The 16590-nt window shown below is 42.1% G+C and carries 16 protein-coding genes; 8 read left to right on the forward strand and 8 right to left on the reverse strand.

The window, feature by feature from the left end; genetic code table 11:
- The first annotated feature begins 228 nt into the window (after positions 1 to 228).
- Both accD and J5M87_RS01605 read left to right on the forward strand, forming a co-directional pair.
- Entirely contained in the window at positions 229 to 1095 is an 867-nt protein-coding gene (gene accD, locus J5M87_RS01600; protein ID WP_154607703.1) for an acetyl-CoA carboxylase, carboxyltransferase subunit beta, read from the forward strand.
- Positions 1092 to 1859, forward strand: coding sequence for an acetyl-CoA carboxylase carboxyl transferase subunit alpha (locus J5M87_RS01605; RefSeq protein ID WP_154607702.1), 768 nt, complete (start codon positions 1092 to 1094; stop codon positions 1857 to 1859). The genes accD and J5M87_RS01605 overlap by 4 nt, the downstream gene beginning before the upstream one ends.
- Positions 1860 to 2900: 1041 nt before the next feature.
- Here the strand turns inward: J5M87_RS01605 and serS are convergent.
- From serS to J5M87_RS01635, 6 genes are all read right to left on the reverse strand, one after another.
- Positions 2901 to 4178, reverse strand: a complete 1278-nt coding sequence (gene serS / locus J5M87_RS01610; RefSeq protein WP_154607701.1) for a serine--tRNA ligase — start codon at positions 4176 to 4178, stop codon at positions 2901 to 2903.
- 210 nt (positions 4179 to 4388) lie between these two features.
- The gene (locus tag J5M87_RS01615; protein ID WP_154607700.1) at positions 4389 to 4760 is read right to left on the reverse strand and encodes a DUF956 family protein; all 372 of its coding nucleotides are present in this window, start codon (positions 4758 to 4760) and stop codon (positions 4389 to 4391) included.
- Between the two features lie 168 nt (positions 4761 to 4928).
- Positions 4929 to 5840: a PTS system mannose/fructose/sorbose family transporter subunit IID gene (locus tag J5M87_RS01620; protein ID WP_154607699.1), complete on the reverse strand. Its 912-nt coding sequence runs from the start codon at positions 5838 to 5840 to the stop codon at positions 4929 to 4931.
- A gap of 15 nt (positions 5841 to 5855) precedes the next feature.
- A complete protein-coding gene (locus J5M87_RS01625) occupies positions 5856 to 6656 on the reverse strand; it encodes a PTS mannose/fructose/sorbose transporter subunit IIC (RefSeq protein ID WP_119876022.1) in 801 nt (266 codons plus the stop codon).
- A 183-nt stretch (positions 6657 to 6839) separates the two neighbouring features.
- Complete coding sequence (locus J5M87_RS01630; RefSeq protein ID WP_154607698.1) at positions 6840 to 7832, reverse strand: PTS sugar transporter subunit IIB; 993 nt, start codon at positions 7830 to 7832, stop codon at positions 6840 to 6842.
- Positions 7833 to 8951: 1119 nt separating this feature from the next.
- Complete coding sequence (locus J5M87_RS01635) at positions 8952 to 9767, reverse strand: Cof-type HAD-IIB family hydrolase (protein WP_154607697.1); 816 nt, start codon at positions 9765 to 9767, stop codon at positions 8952 to 8954.
- Positions 9768 to 10035: 268 nt separating this feature from the next.
- Between J5M87_RS01635 and J5M87_RS01640 the strand changes: the two genes are divergently transcribed.
- The 4 genes from J5M87_RS01640 (at position 10036) to J5M87_RS01655 (ending at position 13845) form a co-directional block, all read left to right on the forward strand.
- A complete protein-coding gene (locus J5M87_RS01640) occupies positions 10036 to 11496 on the forward strand; it encodes an NCS2 family permease (protein ID WP_154607696.1) in 1461 nt (486 codons plus the stop codon).
- 276 nt (positions 11497 to 11772) lie between these two features.
- Entirely contained in the window at positions 11773 to 12219 is a 447-nt protein-coding gene (gene tsaE, locus J5M87_RS01645; protein WP_154607695.1) for a tRNA (adenosine(37)-N6)-threonylcarbamoyltransferase complex ATPase subunit type 1 TsaE, read from the forward strand.
- On the forward strand, positions 12206 to 12739 hold the full coding sequence (locus tag J5M87_RS01650) for a GNAT family N-acetyltransferase (protein WP_154607694.1): 534 nt from the start codon (positions 12206 to 12208) through the stop codon (positions 12737 to 12739). Before tsaE ends, J5M87_RS01650 begins: the two co-directional genes overlap by 14 nt.
- Positions 12736 to 13845 (forward strand): LCP family glycopolymer transferase, encoded by a 1110-nt coding sequence (locus J5M87_RS01655; protein WP_154607693.1) that lies wholly within the window; start codon positions 12736 to 12738, stop codon positions 13843 to 13845. The genes J5M87_RS01650 and J5M87_RS01655 overlap by 4 nt, the downstream gene beginning before the upstream one ends.
- A gap of 167 nt (positions 13846 to 14012) precedes the next feature.
- On the opposite strand, the gene J5M87_RS01660 is transcribed toward J5M87_RS01655, so the two are convergent.
- A complete protein-coding gene (locus J5M87_RS01660; RefSeq protein WP_154607692.1) occupies positions 14013 to 14303 on the reverse strand; it encodes a chemotaxis protein in 291 nt (96 codons plus the stop codon).
- A complete protein-coding gene (locus tag J5M87_RS01665) occupies positions 14300 to 14716 on the reverse strand; it encodes an HIT family protein (protein WP_154607691.1) in 417 nt (138 codons plus the stop codon). Before J5M87_RS01665 ends, J5M87_RS01660 begins: the two co-directional genes overlap by 4 nt.
- 62 nt (positions 14717 to 14778) lie before the next feature.
- Here J5M87_RS01665 and J5M87_RS01670 point away from each other — a divergent pair, with 62 nt between their 5' ends.
- Positions 14779 to 15513: an ABC transporter ATP-binding protein gene (locus J5M87_RS01670; protein WP_154607690.1), complete on the forward strand. Its 735-nt coding sequence runs from the start codon at positions 14779 to 14781 to the stop codon at positions 15511 to 15513.
- Positions 15510 to 16556: an ABC transporter permease gene (locus J5M87_RS01675; RefSeq protein WP_154607689.1), complete on the forward strand. Its 1047-nt coding sequence runs from the start codon at positions 15510 to 15512 to the stop codon at positions 16554 to 16556. The genes J5M87_RS01670 and J5M87_RS01675 overlap by 4 nt, the downstream gene beginning before the upstream one ends.
- Positions 16557 to 16590: the final 34 nt, after the last annotated feature.

Here is a 16590-nt window from a genome sequence, read left to right on the forward strand (position 1 = left end):
TTGTGGAAGGCTGGAAATAGAAAGAGCGTAGCTCGCCCCTTACAATTGAGAATTGTGGAAGGCTGGAAATAGAAAGAGCGCAGCTCGCCCCTTGCAATTGAGAATTGTGGAAGGTGATAGATAAAACTAGCGTAGCTTGTGTCCTAAAAACCGCAGGGTTAACGACATCAGATATTGATTTTTGACGAGTAGAAGTGAGGCTAATCAGTAGTAAAGAAGGAGGAGCCAATGGCTTTATTTAGAAAAAAGGATAAATACATTCGCATCAATCCCAATCGATCGCTCATTAACACAACTTCTCAGAATAAGCCCGAAGTGCCGGATGCCCTATTTTCAAAATGTCCTGCCTGCAAACGTCTGATTTATCAGAAAGAGTTGGGTCAGGAGAAAATGTGCCAGCATTGTTCCTACACCTTTCGCATTAGTGCCTATGAGCGTCTGGCCTTAACTGTTGATGAGGGAACATTTGAAGAATTGTTTACAGGTATTGAAACGACCAATCCTCTCAATTTCCCCCAGTATACCGAAAAGTTAGCAGCAGTCCGTGCGAAAACAGGTTTGGATGAAGCGGTATTGACAGGAAAGGCAGAGATTTTAGGTCAGGAAGTAGCACTCGGTATTATGGATGCCTCCTTTATCATGGCTAGTATGGGGACCGTGGTCGGCGAAAAAATCACCCGTTTGTTTGAATATGCGACAGAGCAACAGTTGCCGGTCGTCCTTTTTACAGCTTCGGGCGGTGCTCGGATGCAGGAAGGGATTATGAGCCTCATGCAAATGGCAAAGATTTCTGCAACTGTTAAGCGCCATTCCAATGCAGGTTTGTTCTATTTGACCATTTTGACCGATCCAACGACAGGTGGGGTAACCGCCTCCTTTGCTATGGAGGGTGACATTATCCTAGCTGAGCCACAAGCCTTAGTAGGCTTTGCGGGCCGTCGTGTGATTGAAACGACTGTTCGAGAGCAGCTACCAGATGATTTTCAAAAGGCTGAATTTTTACAAGAACATGGATTTGTCGATGCGATTGTCAAGCGGCAAGCATTACGGGAAACCATTGGCTACCTAGTCCGATTGCATGGAGGAAAGAGATGACGGAGATAGCAAAAATCATTCGGCAGGCACGTGATCAGGCTCGATTGACCAGTCTGGACTATGCGCGTCTGCTCCTAGATGACTTTATGGAATTGCATGGTGATCGTCAATTTCGTGATGACGGTGCGGTCATCGGTGGAGTCGGTTTTTTGGGTGGAGAGCCTGTGACAGTTGTGGGCATCCAAAAAGGGAAAAGCTTGCAGGATAATCTCAAGCGCAATTTTGGTCAGCCACATCCAGAAGGGTATCGAAAGGCCTTGCGCTTGATGAAGCAGGCTGAGAAATTTGGTCGGCCAATTCTGACGTTGATTAATACGGCTGGAGCCTATCCAGGAATCGGTGCGGAAGAGCGTGGCCAAGGGGAGGCGATTGCTCGTAATCTCATGGAAATGAGTGATTTAAAGGTTCCCATTATTGCTCTGATCATCGGTGAGGGGGGATCAGGTGGCGCACTCGCCCTAGCAGTAGCAGACCGAGTCTGGATGTTAGAGAATGCAATCTATGCAGTGCTTAGTCCAGAGGGATTTGCCTCTATTTTATGGAAAGATGCCAGTCGTGCTATGGAAGCTGCCAAGCTCATGAAAATCACCTCCTATGAGTTATTGGAAATGGGAGTGGTTGACAAGGTTATTTCAGAAAAAGGCAGTCAAACAGAAGTTGTGGAAGTCTTGAAAGAAGAGTTGATTGCTAGCTTTGCAGAGTTACAATCTCGTTCAAGAGAACAATTAGTCGCAGAACGGTATGAGCGTTTCCGAAAATATTAAAAAGTGAGGAAGAGCGTGATTTCATCGAAATCGCCTATCCTCACTTTTGGGTTCTTCTGCTACTTCCTACATTATAGTGAATTGAGAAAGAAATAGGACAAGGCAAGGATCAGCAGATAGAACTGGCGTTCATCAAAGCGACTAACCTTTATTCAATTCACTATACAAACGTATCTAGTTTTCTATCGTCAAGTGTCTATCTTTCAGGTTTCATTTTTTTCTGTGAGAAAATGCTCTCTGAGTTTCAGGTCTAGCCTTCTTTCACGAAAGATTTGCTCCCTAAGTTTCAAGTTTCACTTTCTTTCACGCAAACATAGTTCCCTATCTTCTAAGTTTTGCCTTCTTTTGTGAAAAATCGCTTCCTAGACTTCCAGTCTTACATTTTTCTGTGAGAAAATGCTCTCTGAGTTTCAGGTCTAGTCTTCTTCCATGAAAGATTTGTTCCCTAAGTTTCAAGTTTCGCTTTTTTCACGAAAAATATGCTCCCTATCTTCTAAGTTTTGCCTTCTTTCGAGAAAAATCGCTTCCTAGACTTCCAGTCTTACATTTTTCTGTAAAAAATCATTCCCTAAGTTTCGAGTCGGATTTTCTTTCACGCAAACATAGTTCTTTAGCTTCTCAGTCTCGCCAAAAAGAGATGAAATAGGGGAATGTGGCAGCATTTATAATCATCAAACCAGTTGAGCATTGCTCAACTGGTTTCAGCTTGAAGAAAAAGTCTTTTTATTGCCACCATCCTCATGTGCTTTCGGACATCAGCGACTTCCTTCGGAGTAAAATAATCCAGTGGATTATTTTAGCCCGAGCCCAGAAACAAAGGAGCGAGGATAATCGATTTCAGCGAAATCACGACTTCTGTCTCACTCCCACTTTTAGCACGGCGGAGGTGGCGGTATTGTGCTCGCTACGCTCGCAAATTTTCTAACCTTAAAACTACAGAAAATGAAAGATCATTGTACTGTTTTTCTGAATTGTGAGGTCGCGAATTAAAATCAGAAGAAGGGCTAGAGGATAGCTCTTCCTCTATTCTATAAAACGGTCTTATTTCGGTGCAATGATTTCTGCCCCGCCCATGTATGGTCGAAGGACTTCTGGAATAGTCACAGAGCCGTCTGCGTTTTGGTAGTTTTCAAGAATGGCAGCGACAGTACGACCTACAGCCAGTCCTGAACCGTTTAAGGTATGAAGGAGTTTGACCTTACCATCTGCCTCATCACGGTAGCGGATTTGGGCACGGCGTGCTTGGAAATCTTCAGTATTAGAGCAGCTAGAAATTTCACGGTAGGTATTTTGGGCAGGAATCCAGACTTCTAAATCGTAGGTCTTCGCAGCGGAGAAGCCCATGTCGCCTGTGCAAAGAGCAAGAACGCGGTAAGGAAGTCCTAGTTTTTGAAGGATGTTTTCTGCGTTGGCTGTCATTTTCTCTAGTTCTTCGTAAGATTCTTCTGGTTTGGCAAATTTGACCATTTCAACTTTATGGAATTGGTGCAGGCGAATCAAACCACGAGTGTCACGGCCAGCAGAGCCAGCTTCTGAACGGAAAGATGGGCTCATAGCGGTGAAGTAAATAGGCAAGTCTTTACCGTCTAAAATTTCATCACGGTAGTAGTTGGTAAGCGGTACTTCGGCTGTTGGGATAAGGACAAAGTTGGTTTGGTCAAGTTCAAAGGTATCTTCCTTGAATTTTGGATATTGCCCTGTTCCAAACATAGAATCGTGGTTGACCATGTAAGGAGTGATGATTTCCTGATAACCTTCAGCGATATGCTCATCAAGCATGAAGTTATAGAGGGCACGTTCCAAGCGAGCACCGAGGTTCTTATAGAAGAGGAAGCGAGCGCCGGTTACCTTGGCTCCACGTTCCCAGTCAAGAATATCCAAGTCCTCCCCTAGATCCCAGTGCGCTTTTGGTTCAAAGTCGAATTCGCGCGGTGTTCCCCAACGACGCACTTCGACATTTTCTTCTTCGTCTGCCCCAACTGGTACGCTATCATGGGGTGTATTTGGTAAGATGACGAGAATAGCTTGTAATTCCTCGTCTATTGCAAGGAGTTCAGCATCGAGTTCCTTGATCGTTGCAGAGAGTGTTTGCATGGCTGCAATCTTATCGTCTGCATTTTCCTTGTTACGCTTTGCTTGGGCAATTTCAGCTGATACGGTATTGCGCTCGGCCTTGAGCTCTTCTACCTTGACCAATACCTCACGGCGTTTGGCATCGAGTTCTTTGATTTGAGCTAGGGTTTCAGTTGCTACTCCACGGGTTGCGAGTTTTGTAGCGACACCGTCAAAATCGGCACGAATACGTTTGATATCTAACATGATTTTCCTCCTATAAAAAATACACCCATGAACGTGTTGGAGTGACAGAGCCACGGTTCCATCCAACTTCACATGAGTGCACTTGTTTTTCTATTAAAGTGGTTTAAACGGTAGAATTTCATATCACTTGTTTATCTGCTCACAGCGACCGCAGACTTTCTGAAAAACGCCTGATACTACTTATCCGTTGAGATGATTATACTTGATTTTTTACTTTTTGGCAAATAGATTTTTAAAAAAGTGACCGATTGTTTGTAAAAGAGTGGGTAATTTAACGACTTTTTCATTACCAATATAGTTTCTAGCATGTTTGAGAATGCTACCAGCATCTTTAGAGGCAAAAAGAAATTTCCCCTGATCGGTAAAGACTTGGAAATGCCGGCTGACATTTTTTCCAGAAACATTTGCACCAATTTGTAGGACATTTTCCCAAGGGATTTGGATATAGTCTTCCACATTGGCATCGGCGTAGAATTCTAGAGCCTTGTCACCAACTAAAAATTTGCCGACTTTTCCTCCGATGCCAAGGTAGGAAACACCAGTTGTCTGAAAATCGACCTGTTTATTTTGCGATTGTGCCATGAGTCATCCTTTCGTGTTGCTCTTCTTATTATATCATAAAAAGAAGGCCGAAACCTTCTTTTTTGATACTCTGTAAACCTTAACGTTCTGACTATGCAATGCAGTACCGCTAGAACTGAAGTTCAGCAAGGTGAGTGAACAAGGTCAGAGTTTGATGTTTGGCGAGTATTACATGATACCTGCTACACGAGCAAGGATACCAACGATAAAGAGTCCAATGATGATAGTGATTGGAGAAACTTTTTTCTTCAACAACCACATACATAGGAAGGTAAGGAGCAAGTTCATGAATCCTGGAATCAAACCATTCAAGTTATCTTGGAAGGTTGTGACCTTAGTAGGAGTTTGTGAAAGTCCTTGACCAACTTGTTCAAAGGCTTGGCGAATTCCTTCGCTACCAGCTGGCAATTGATCCCAATGGATGTATGCTTCTTTCGCAAGTGGCACTTCAGATACTTTGAAGGCAAAGTTGATAGATACCCAACGTTGTGCCAAGACAGCAAGGATAAACATACCAAGGATAGAAGCTCCTTTTGTGATGTCTTGCAAGATACCACCTGACATGTCTTTGGTAATTTCAGAACCAGCCTTGTAGCCGATTTCTTGCGTGTACCACAAGAAGGACATACGAATCAAGTTCCATGCGATGAAGAAGAGAAGTGGGCCGATGATGTTTCCTGTAAGGGCAAGAGAGGCACCAAGAGAACCAAGGATTGGGCGAACAGTAAACCAGAAGACTGGGTCACCGATACCAGCAAGAGGTCCCATCATACCGATTTTTACCCCTTGGATTGCAGCATCGTCAATGTCCGCACCATTTGCACGTTCTTCTTCAAGAGCAAGTGTCACACCGATAATAGGAGCAGCTACGTATGGGTGCGTATTGAAGAATTCCATGTGGCGTTTCAGAGCCGCAGCTTGATCTTCTTTGTTCGTGTATAATTTTTTAAGAGCAGGTACTAAAGAGTAAGCCCAACCCAAGTTTTGCATACGCTCGAAGTTCCAAGAAGCCTGAAGAAATTGTGAACGCCACCATACTTTTTTACGGTCGTTTACGGAAAGTTGTAGTTTTTCTGACATTGTAAATCTCCCTTCTTAGTAATCTTCTAAGATATCGCCGATTGGGTCGTTAGAGGTAGCACCTCCGCCACCATTTCCACCTGTTTTTGAAAGGTGAAGGTAGATAAGGGCGATGGCAACACCAAGAGCACCAAAACCGATAAGGGTGATTTGAGTGACAGCAGCAAGTACGAAACCAATCGCAAAGAATGGCCATACTTCGCGGGTTGCCATCATGTTAATAACCATAGCAAAACCAACAGCTACTACCATACCACCACCGACTTGCATACCGCCTTTGAGCCACTCAGGCATGAGGTTAAGCATAGCTTGGACAGACTCAGCAGGAATCGCAAGAAGCAGAGCGGCAGGAATCGCGATACGAAGTCCTTGAAGTGAAAGAGCGATTAAGTGGTAGCGTTCAATTGCAGCGAAGTTTCCTTTTTCAGCAGCAGCATCAGCTCCGTGCACAAGAGCAACAGAAGCAGTACGAACGAGCATTGTAAGGAAAAGACCTGCAATCGCAAGAGGGATAGCAATCCCTTGAGCAACGCTGATAGCTCCTTGTGAGAAGTCGCCACCTTTTACAAGGATGATAGCAGCAGCAATAGAAGCAAGAGCAGCATCAGGAGCGATAGCAGCTCCGATGTTAGACCAGCCGAGAGCGACAAGTTGAAGTGCACCACCAAGTGCAACACCAGCTGCAAGGTTACCTGTTACAAGACCGACAAGGGTACAAGCAACGATTGGTTGGTGAAATTGGAATTGGTCGAGGACACCTTCCATACCAGCAAGGAATGCAACTACGACGACCAAAATCATTGAAAGTAATGACATGATAAATCCTTTCTTTTCATAACGATATAAGATGAGGTTGAAAACGATTGTTTCTTCCTCTTATTGTGCCAAGAATGATTGAATTGGGTTCATCTGGATAGGCATACCCAAGTGTGATAGGCGAACAGCTCAAGTTTGCCGATGAATGAAACCGTCAATCAGACCACAATTTCTAATTAGAAATTAGTGGGGCACATTTGCTTTGTTGATTAAGTCAAACAAGTCTTTCTTCGAGTCGTTTGGCACCTTACGAACGTCAAATTCAACGCCTAAATCACGTAATTTTTCAAAGGTTGCGACATCTTCTTTGTCCATAGAAAGTACATTGTTGACCATGGTTTTACCAGTTGAATGCGCCATTGAGCCGACATTCAAGGTCTTGATTGGCACACCGCCTTCGATTGCACGAAGTGCATCTTGAGGTGTTTCAAATAAGATAAGGGCATGGGTATTTCCGAAGCGAGGATCTTTTGCAACGTCAATCAATTTCTGGATTGGTACGACATTTGCTTTGACATTTCCTGGTGCAGCTTGTTTGATCAATTCTTTACGAAGTGAATCAGCAGCTACTGAGTCAGAAGCAACGATGATTCGGTCTGCTTTTGAATCAGGTGTCCAAGCAGTTGCAACTTGACCGTGCAAGAGGCGTGTGTCAATACGAGCAAGGTTGATTTTTAATTTCCCATCTCCGATGACTGTTCCCTCAGGAATAGCAGCTTGTGCGACTGCAACTGTTGGTGCAGCGGCTGCTTCTTCTACAGGGTTCAATTCTTCTGGAAGGGCTTTGATTCCGTCTTTAGATTCTTTGATGATGTTAGCAGCGACAGCGGCAACGCCTGCATTTGCATCCATCATCCGTTCTGTGTAGGCTTGAATTAACATTGGCAAATTCAAGCCAGTAATGATAGCGAAGGTGCGGTCTGGATTTTCTCCCATAACACGACTTGCTTGGTTAAATGGTGACCCACTCCATAGGTCAGCAAGAACCAAGATTTCGTCATTCGCATCAAAAGTAGCCACGGCATCGTTGAATTTAGCGTATAAATCGTCTGGCCCCTCGTTTGGCATAAAGGTTACAACTTGAACTTTTTCTTGTTCGCCAAAAATCATCGAACCAGATTGATGAATACCTGCAGCAAATTCACCATGGCTTGCAATAATGATTCCGATACTCATTATGTTTCCTCCTAAGTAATTTTCCAATCATTGAACAAGCTACCTTCAGTATATTGTGCCTATCTACAGTTTCTGAATGTTGTAGTCTAAATCAATGACTAAAGTTCTCCATGTTGCTATTTTGAGCCGACATTTCCGAACTGTCTTATTATAAAACGTTTTCAAATCCTCTGTCAAGTAGATATGTGCTGTTTGGAAGTAAATTTTTCAAGGATTTCTGAAAAATGGTCTATACATTTACAAACAAGTTTGCATGAGAGTTGATAAATAAAGGAATTGGAGGATTCTGAAATAAGAAAAAAAGATGACAGAGAAGTGTGACATCCGATTACTCCAACACTTCTCTACATTGTTGGGGGTATTCATGTCCCTATTTCTGAGAACAATAATAGTGGATTGAGAACTGAACACGGACTAAGAGCTATGTAAAAAAGAGACTCAGATGTTCCAACTTTAGTTGATTACAGCTGAGGCTCCCTTTAGGGATAGATTGCCTTGTGTTCACCGAACACATCGTCCATCTCCTATCTTACCGTAGCTGTTACGAGCTTGCTCGTTCTACAGATACGGATGCCCTATGGGTATACTTTGCTCTTGACGCCCTTGTATCTTATGAAACTGAACACGGGCTAAGCACTGTGTGAAAAAGATAAGTCTTCCTAGCTCCAAAGGTATAGTATACCTTTGGAGGTGAGTGATAGGAGTTTGCAGAGCAAACTCTCCTTTGGCTCTTCGTCAGATTTCCTATTTTCACTTTGTGCTTTATACGCTCTCGTATCTTATGAAGGAATAGGACACGGCAAGGAGTTGCAGATGGAACTGGCGTTAATTGAGGATTACTCCATAATCCCTATTTCCAACCTTCAACAGTCTACTGGACTATTGAAGCAAAGCGACTTATACTCGTCAAAAATCAAAGTCTGACGTCGTTAACTCACCTTGCTGAACTTCAGTTCTAGCTACGATTTCGTTGTCTAGTCAGATTTTGATTTTTATAGAGTATAACGATGTCCTAATCTTTATTCAATTCACTATATCAAAAATGTGAACGGTGATTTTGACTGAGTAGGATCATCATCAGCCTACAAAAAATCAACGCCCAAAGAGGGAATTGATTCCTTAGTCTAAAAATAGTTTGCGTAGCTCTCTTGCCACGCCGTCTTGGTCATTTGTTAACTCTGTCAGACGATCAGCATGTGGAAGAAGAGTGTCACTTGCATTTTTCATGGCATAGCCAATACCTGCTAGGGAGAGCATTTGGACATCGTTTTGTTCATCGCCAAAGGCAATGAGATCCTTTGCGTCCATACGGTAGTGGTCGAGGAGATAGGATAAGGCAGAGGCTTTGGTAACGCCCTTTGCACAGGTCTCAAGGATATTGAGAGGACCACCCCAAGTATTGATTTCCAGCTCATTATTGAAATGGTGGCTGATTTCATCGGCTAGGGCGTATTTATCTGTTGCTCGTGTCTGCATCAAGATAGAGTGAGGATCTGTTGTAATACGTTCTGGTTTCATCAGAGTATCGGGGGTAATTTGCTCGACTCCTAGAAGAGCAGGATTGAAATGATCTAAATAATTTTGGGTGATGAAAAACTTATTTTTGTACTCTCCGGCAATAAAATCGGCTTCAAATCGTTCTTCTTCTTTTAGAAAGTCAATCAGATAATGCTTATCGATGAGAATATTTTTCTCCCATTTCCAGCGCTGTTCAGGAATATGAATCAGTGAGCCATTAAAATTTATCATGGGAGTGGAAAGTCCTAAATCTTGGTAATACTGGCGTGCCATGCGGTAGGGACGACCTGTTGCGATAATTACAGTATGGCCTGCTTCTTGGACCTGTCGAATGGTTTCAATAGTAAGGTCACTTAATTGGCTATTGTTGTTTAACAAGGTTCCGTCCAAATCGAGAGCAATCATTTTTTTTGTCATACAGGAACTCCTTTCAGTCAGCTAATACATTTCAGTATAACAGATTAAGCTCTGTCTGGCAAAACATAGAGAGTTGGAAGGAAATTGAAAAGAGTTCGTCTTATCAGTCTATAATTAGAAAAAAGCATCGGAAAAACCGAACGTTTTAGAGTAGAAACAGGGAAATAGTAAAAAAAGAAAACATTTTCACGAACAATAGACTTGAAAAGTGAATATTTTTAGGTTATAATGTGTTTATCGTTCGTAAATAAAGGAGATTTTTTGAAAAATGGACAACTATTTTGGTCTAAAAGAAAATGGAACAACAGTTTCAACAGAAATAATGGCGGGTATGACGACCTTCTTTGCCATGTCCTATATCTTGTTTGTCAATCCAAGTGTACTTAGTGTAGCAGGAATGCCTTCTCAAGCGGTGTTCTTGGCAACTATTATTGCCAGCGCGGTTTCTACCTTAATCATGGGCTTATTTGCTAATGTTCCATATGCGCTAGCACCAGGGATGGGATTGAATGCCTTCTTTACTTATACCGTTGTTATCGGTCTTGGCTTTACTTGGCAGGAAGCTCTTGCTATGGTCTTCCTCTGTGGCTTGTTCAACATCTTTATCACGGTTACAAAGGTACGTAAGAGTATTATCAAGGCGATTCCAGTTAGCTTACAACATGCGATTGGTGGTGGTATTGGGGTTTTCGTTGCCTATCTTGGTTTCAAAAATGCTAACCTCATCACATTTTTAACGTCAGGTTCTGATATTATTACAGTCAATGGTGTGGCTCCTGCTGATGCAACAGCAGATACTTTCTCAAATGGTGTCTTTTCTGTTTTTGCAGGTGGTGGAGTTGTTCCAGCGATTTCAACCTTTACAAATCCTAGTGTTCTCTTAACCGTCTTTGGTTTGATTTTAACAGCTATCTTAGTTATTAAAAATGTTCGCGGTGGGATTCTTATTGGGATTATTGCAACAACTCTTGCGGGAATTCCAATCGGTGTAGTCGATATTTCTTCTATTAATTTTGCAGAAAATCATATCGGTAGTGCCTTTGCAGAATTGGGAACAACCTTCCTTGCAGCTTTTGGTGGCATGGCTTCTCTCTTCAGCAATACAGAACGCTTGCCATTGGTCCTTATGACAATTTTCGCTTTCAGTTTGTCTGATACCTTTGATACGCTTGGAACCTTTATCGGAACTGGTCGTAAGACAGGTATTTTCTCAGCAGAAGATGAAGCAGCTCTTGAAAACGGAAAAGGCTTCAATTCAAAAATGGATAAGGCCCTCTTTGCGGATGCCATTGGTACCTCTATAGGTGCGATTTTCGGAACTTCAAATACAACAACCTATGTGGAGTCTGCTGCAGGTATTTCAGCAGGTGGTCGAACTGGTTTGACAGCAGTTACGACAGCTGTCTTGTTCTTACTTTCTATTTTAATCTTGCCATTTGTAGGGATTGTTCCAGCCGCTGCAACTGCTCCAGCACTTATCATCGTTGGGGTCATGATGGTTTCTTCTTTCCTTGATGTGGATTGGAGCAACTTTGAAGATGCTCTACCAGCTTTCTTTGCAGCCTTCTTCATGGCACTTTGCTTCTCCATTTCATACGGAATTGCAGCAGCCTTTATCTTCTATTGCTTGGTCAAAGTATCAACTGGAAAGACGAAAGAAATTCACCCAATTCTTTGGGGAGCAACAGCTCTGTTCATTCTGAACTTCATTATCTTAGCCATTTTATAAAGAATGGGGTATATATCATTGAAGCGGATAGGTCTTGACAGGCTTATTCGTTTTTTATATTTATAGTGGATTGAGAAAGAAATAGAAGAAGGCAAGGAGCTGCAGATAGAACTGGCGTTAATTGAGGATTACTCCATAATCCCTATTTCCAACCTTCAACAAGTCCACTGGACTATTGAAGTAAAGCGACTGAACGGTATCCTAACCTTTATTCAATTCACTAAAGTCTTCCATAATCAAATGACAAAGTCTTATTTCTATGGTATAATATAGGGCATGAAAAGCCATAACGAAGAAGAATTAATTGCGCTAGGCACTCGGATTGGTCAGCAGTTGCAGGCAGGAGATGTCCTTGTTTTAACAGGAGACTTAGGGGCTGGAAAAACTACGCTAACCAAGGGAATTGCTCTAGGTCTTGAGATTCAGCAGATGATAAAAAGTCCGACTTATACCATTGTTCGTGAATATGAGGGGCGCCTGCCGCTTTATCATTTGGATGTTTATCGTATTGGAGATGATCCAGATTCGATTGACTTAGATGATTTTTTATATGGAGATGGTGTGACAGTGATTGAGTGGGGAGAGTTGTTAGAGGCTTCCCTCTTGCATGATTTTCTCACGATTGTGATTGAAAAGACTAGCTTTGGTCGCCAACTATCCTTGCAGGCTCATGGGAAACGCAGTCAAATGCTAGTAGAAGAGATTGAACATGGGACAGATTGAGAAGGAAATCTTTTTTGAACAAGCTGACAGCACACATGCGGCAGCCTTTATTGATTTTATGAATCAGGTGGCAATTGAGACAGACTTTCTTGTTATGGATGAGACGGGTTTTCAGTTTACGCCAGATGAGCTAGCAGTTATTTTTGAAAATAGTCTGAGTAGTCCAAACCAACTTCATCTTCTTGCTTTATGCGGGGAAGAGGTGATTGGAGCGGTCACCGTTCGTGCTTCAAAGCAGTACCGAATCAGTCATATCGGGAATGTCTTTATCGCTCTACGAAAGGACTATTGGGGACATGGTATCGGACGTATTTTACTAGAAGAAGTGATTGAATGGGCAAAAAGCTACGGTATCATCAAACGGCTAGAGCTGACGGTTCAAGCTCGAAATGAGCGAGCTGTTGCCTTATATCAGAAGGTGGGTTTTGAAATAGAAGGCACTCAAAAATGGGGTGCAAGAACAGATGAAGGGGAATGGCTTGACCTGTATTATATGGGCAAGCTGATAGATGATAAATGAGTATTGGTAAGAAAATTTTTCTCATGCTACTCGCCATTATTGGCTTGACTGTCGGTGCGGGAGCATTATATGCAACAACTGTTTTGAATTATTCAACTGAGAGTTTTTCAAAAACCTATAAGTCCATCGAAGGACAAGAAGAGGACAAGGTCATTGAAGCAACAGAACCTCTTGCTGTTCTTCTGATGGGGGTTGATATGGACCAGGCTAGCCGTGGTGGGAACTGGGAAGATGGACGGAGCGATTCCATGATTTTGGTAACCGTTAATCCCAAGACCCAAAAGACGACAATGGTCAGTTTGACACGCGATATTATGGTTGAGATTGCAAATGCAGATGGAACGTCTAGCAGAACAGTAGAAAAACTGAACCATTCCTATAGTTATGGTCAAGCTCCGATGGCCATTGCAACGGTTGAAAAAATGCTTGATATTAACATTAATCGCTATGTTGAAATCAATATGGATGGTCTGATTGAGTTGGTTGATGCAGTTGGGGGCATTACGGTAAATAATACCTTAGGTTTTCCGATTTCAATCAGCGAGCATGAACCGGTCTATACTTCAGTTGTTGACCCAGGAGTTCAGCATATTAATGGAAATCAGGCTCTTGTATACTCTCGTATGCGTTATGATGATCCTGAAGGAGATATTGGTCGCCAAAAAAGGCAGCGTGAAGTGATTCAAGCGGTCGTTGGAAAGTTATTGCAACTAGACGGGATTACCCAATACAAGCCGATTTTAAATGCTGTTTCCAATAATATGCGTACCAATGTAGCCATTACTCCGTCAAGTTTGCCGGGCTTATTAGGCTATAAGGATTCCTTAAAGAATATTGAAACCTATCAGTTAGTCGGAAATGGTCAGTTAGTAGATGAACTATACTACCAAATTCCGACAAGTGAAGAATTGCTAGAAATTCAAAATGTCATTAAGAGTTCCCTAGGCTTACCGACGTCTACTGAATTGAAGACTAATGTTAGGGTAGCTGATTCGGTAGCTTCTATCCCATTAATTAATGCTTATACAGGTTTACCTGGAGTAACAGCTCCGATTGGAGGTAGCACCACATTTGTAGGAGAAACAGGACTTGATTCTTCACAATAAAGAGGGCGATTAATAGCTCCGTCAAGTTGTTTTTACAAATTGGGGAGCCTAACCTTTATGCAATTTACCATAACATAGTAGTTCGATTTTCTAGTATTTATACAGCAAAAAAAGACGATGCAGATCGTCTTTTTGTTATTTAGGAAGATATTATGCTAGTAGCATCTTTATTTTTCTTGGTATTTCTTTTGCACTTTCTGAATTTCGCTGATATTGCCAGCAATGCTTTGTTGGTAGACTTTTACCTTATATTGGATTTCTTCTGCCATTTCCTGTAGAGGTTCTTGATAGGATTGGATAAGGGCGAGACTGTCTTGGACTTTTTGAGAGTGGTCCTTTATCCGGTGAATGATATCTCTGGTTTCAGCTGTTTCTTGAGCGATTTTATCGCGGTTTTTAACTGCTAGATAGGAGAGAGTAGCAGCTGTTCCTGCTGCGATGAGGTGTGTTACTTTCATAATTTCTCCAAACGTAATTGGTCGGCTAGTTGAGCTAAGGCTGAAAAATCGGGTTCCTTGGTCTCAAAGGCAATGTGCAGTCCATCTTGCTCATCAAAGCGAGGTAAGAGGTGGATATGGGTGTGAAAAACTGTCTGACCGGCAGCTGCTTCCATATTACTAATCAGATTGACGCCAGTTGCTCCGAGGGTATCTTTGAGATGCTTTGCAATCACGGGAATCTTGGCAAATAAGGTAGCACTTGCTGCTTGGTCCATTTCAAGCAGATTACGGAAATGCTGTTTTGTGATAACCAAAGTATGTCCTTTTGTCACTTGGGTAATGTCTAAAAAAGCAAGGATATTTTCATCTTCATAAATAGTTGATGAGGGAATGTCGCGCGCAACGATGCTACAAAAAATACAATCTGACATAAAGTAAACCTCTTTTTTGAAATTCTGTTATAATAAGTATATCAAATTATAGGAAAAAATGTATGTTAGAAGTAAAAAATGTGACAGGTGGCTATGTCAATATTCCGGTCTTGAAAGATATTTCCTTTCAAGTGGCAGATGGAGAATTGGTTGGTTTGATTGGTCTAAATGGTGCAGGAAAATCGACGACGATTAAAGAGATTATCGGACTCTTATCGCCGTATCAGGGACAGATTTTAATTGATGGAGAGAGTCTTCAGTCGAATCCACAAAACTATCGGAAGAAAATTGGTTTTATTCCAGAAACGCCAAGCCTCTATGAAGAGTTGACTTTAAAAGAGCATTTGGAAGTGGTGGCTATGGCCTATGATTTGGATGTCGAACAGGCCCTTTCTCGTGCACAGCAGTTGCTTGAACTCTTTCGTTTAGATGAAAAACTCGACTGGTTTCCAGTAAATTTTTCTAAGGGAATGAAGCAAAAGGTCATGATTATCTGTGCTTTCATGGTCAATCCTACTTTGTTGATTGTTGATGAGCCATTTTTGGGCTTGGATCCGGTAGCGATTGATGATTTGATTCGCTTGTTAGAAGAAGAAAAGGCCAAGGGGACTTCTATTTTGATGTCAACCCATGTTCTTGATTCAGCTGAAAAAATGTGTGATCGCTTTGTCATCTTACACCAAGGACAGGTACGTGCACAGGGAGATTTAGCAACCTTACAGGCAGAATTTGGTCGAAAAGAAGCTAGCTTGAATGAATTGTATCTTGCTCTTACTAAAGAAGGAGAGCAGGCATGACAGAACTCTTTCAAGAGCGTAGACGAGCGTTTATCGAGCGTTGTCTGAAGTATCTCCGCTATGTCTTAAATGATCATTTTGTTTTGGTCTTAATGGTTTTGCTTGGTTTTCTGGCCTTGCAATACCGAGAACTTTTAGAACATTTCCCAGCCAATCCTTGGGGTGTTTCTATCTTGCTTGTTCTCGTCACCGCCTTGCTCTTTTTTGCTGGACGAATAGCGACCTATATCGAGCCAGCGGATCGACAGTTTTTGTTGCCCAAGGAAATGGCCATTGACCAGCAAATTAAAACTGCTCGACTGCGTGCCATTATCTTGTGGGGGAGTATTCAAGTGGTGGGGCAAGGCTTGCTATTTCCCTTGTATTTGAAATTAGGCTGGACAGTTCCTATCTTTGTGATTTATCTTTGTCTGTTATCGGTGGGGAAATCTGTTTGGGTAACCTTTACGACCGGTTTTGCAACAGCACAAGGTGGTCTTGATTGGGATAGGGCAATTCAGTATGAAATCAAGCGGAAGCAAAATATCTTGCAATTCTACTCCCTCTTTACCCATGTCAAGGGAATTAGCAGTGATGTCAAGCGGCGTCAGTATCTGGATTTTGTGTTAAATCTGGTCAAGAAAAGACAGGATAGCACATGGGCTTATCTCTTTTTACGTGGTTTTTTACGGTCGGGGGATTTTTTCTGGTTGAGTGTTCGCTTGCTTGCCTTGACTTTAGCCAGCCTTTGTTTGATTCAAGAATCCTGGTTGGCAACTGGGTTGACGGTCCTCTTTGATTATCTCTTGTTGTTTCAGTTGCTAGCTTTGTATCATGTCTATGATTATCAATATGTGAGTCGACTTTATCCGATTTCTGCGCAAGCTAAACGAATGAGTTTTCAGCGTGTGATTCGAGGACTTATGTATGGACTGCTAGCCTTACAATTAGGAGTGGGCTTCATGGTTTTAAGAGAGAAAATTTACCTTGTAGTCATAGTCGGAATGGGTCTTGTTTTAACTCATGTCTACCTAGGTGTGAAATCAAAGAAATTGATTGACTAATAAGGTGAAAACTAGTAAAATAGTAAAGAATTTT

It is taken from the genome of Streptococcus sp. zg-86, assembly GCF_017639855.1.
Classification (GTDB): domain Bacteria; phylum Bacillota; class Bacilli; order Lactobacillales; family Streptococcaceae; genus Streptococcus; species Streptococcus zhangguiae.

Excerpts from the sequence above, each read along its gene's own strand:
- J5M87_RS01615 (WP_154607700.1), bottom strand. The coding sequence starts at position 4,760 with ATGGCACAATCGCAAAATAAACAGGTCGATTTTCAGACAACTGGTGTT.
- J5M87_RS01660 (WP_154607692.1), bottom strand. The coding sequence starts at position 14,303 with ATGAAAGTAACACACCTCATCGCAGCAGGAACAGCTGCTACTCTCTCC.
- J5M87_RS01635 (WP_154607697.1), bottom strand. The coding sequence starts at position 9,767 with ATGACAAAAAAAATGATTGCTCTCGATTTGGACGGAACCTTGTTAAAC.
- J5M87_RS01640 (WP_154607696.1), top strand. The coding sequence starts at position 10,036 with ATGGACAACTATTTTGGTCTAAAAGAAAATGGAACAACAGTTTCAACA.
- serS (WP_154607701.1), bottom strand. The coding sequence starts at position 4,178 with ATGTTAGATATCAAACGTATTCGTGCCGATTTTGACGGTGTCGCTACA.
- accD (WP_154607703.1), top strand. The coding sequence starts at position 229 with ATGGCTTTATTTAGAAAAAAGGATAAATACATTCGCATCAATCCCAAT.
- J5M87_RS01675 (WP_154607689.1), top strand. The coding sequence starts at position 15,510 with ATGACAGAACTCTTTCAAGAGCGTAGACGAGCGTTTATCGAGCGTTGT.
- tsaE (WP_154607695.1), top strand. The coding sequence starts at position 11,773 with ATGAAAAGCCATAACGAAGAAGAATTAATTGCGCTAGGCACTCGGATT.
- J5M87_RS01665 (WP_154607691.1), bottom strand. The coding sequence starts at position 14,716 with ATGTCAGATTGTATTTTTTGTAGCATCGTTGCGCGCGACATTCCCTCA.
- J5M87_RS01620 (WP_154607699.1), bottom strand. The coding sequence starts at position 5,840 with ATGTCAGAAAAACTACAACTTTCCGTAAACGACCGTAAAAAAGTATGG.
- J5M87_RS01605 (WP_154607702.1), top strand. The coding sequence starts at position 1,092 with ATGACGGAGATAGCAAAAATCATTCGGCAGGCACGTGATCAGGCTCGA.
- J5M87_RS01655 (WP_154607693.1), top strand. The coding sequence starts at position 12,736 with ATGAGTATTGGTAAGAAAATTTTTCTCATGCTACTCGCCATTATTGGC.
- J5M87_RS01670 (WP_154607690.1), top strand. The coding sequence starts at position 14,779 with ATGTTAGAAGTAAAAAATGTGACAGGTGGCTATGTCAATATTCCGGTC.
- J5M87_RS01630 (WP_154607698.1), bottom strand. The coding sequence starts at position 7,832 with ATGAGTATCGGAATCATTATTGCAAGCCATGGTGAATTTGCTGCAGGT.
- J5M87_RS01625 (WP_119876022.1), bottom strand. The coding sequence starts at position 6,656 with ATGTCATTACTTTCAATGATTTTGGTCGTCGTAGTTGCATTCCTTGCT.
- J5M87_RS01650 (WP_154607694.1), top strand. The coding sequence starts at position 12,206 with ATGGGACAGATTGAGAAGGAAATCTTTTTTGAACAAGCTGACAGCACA.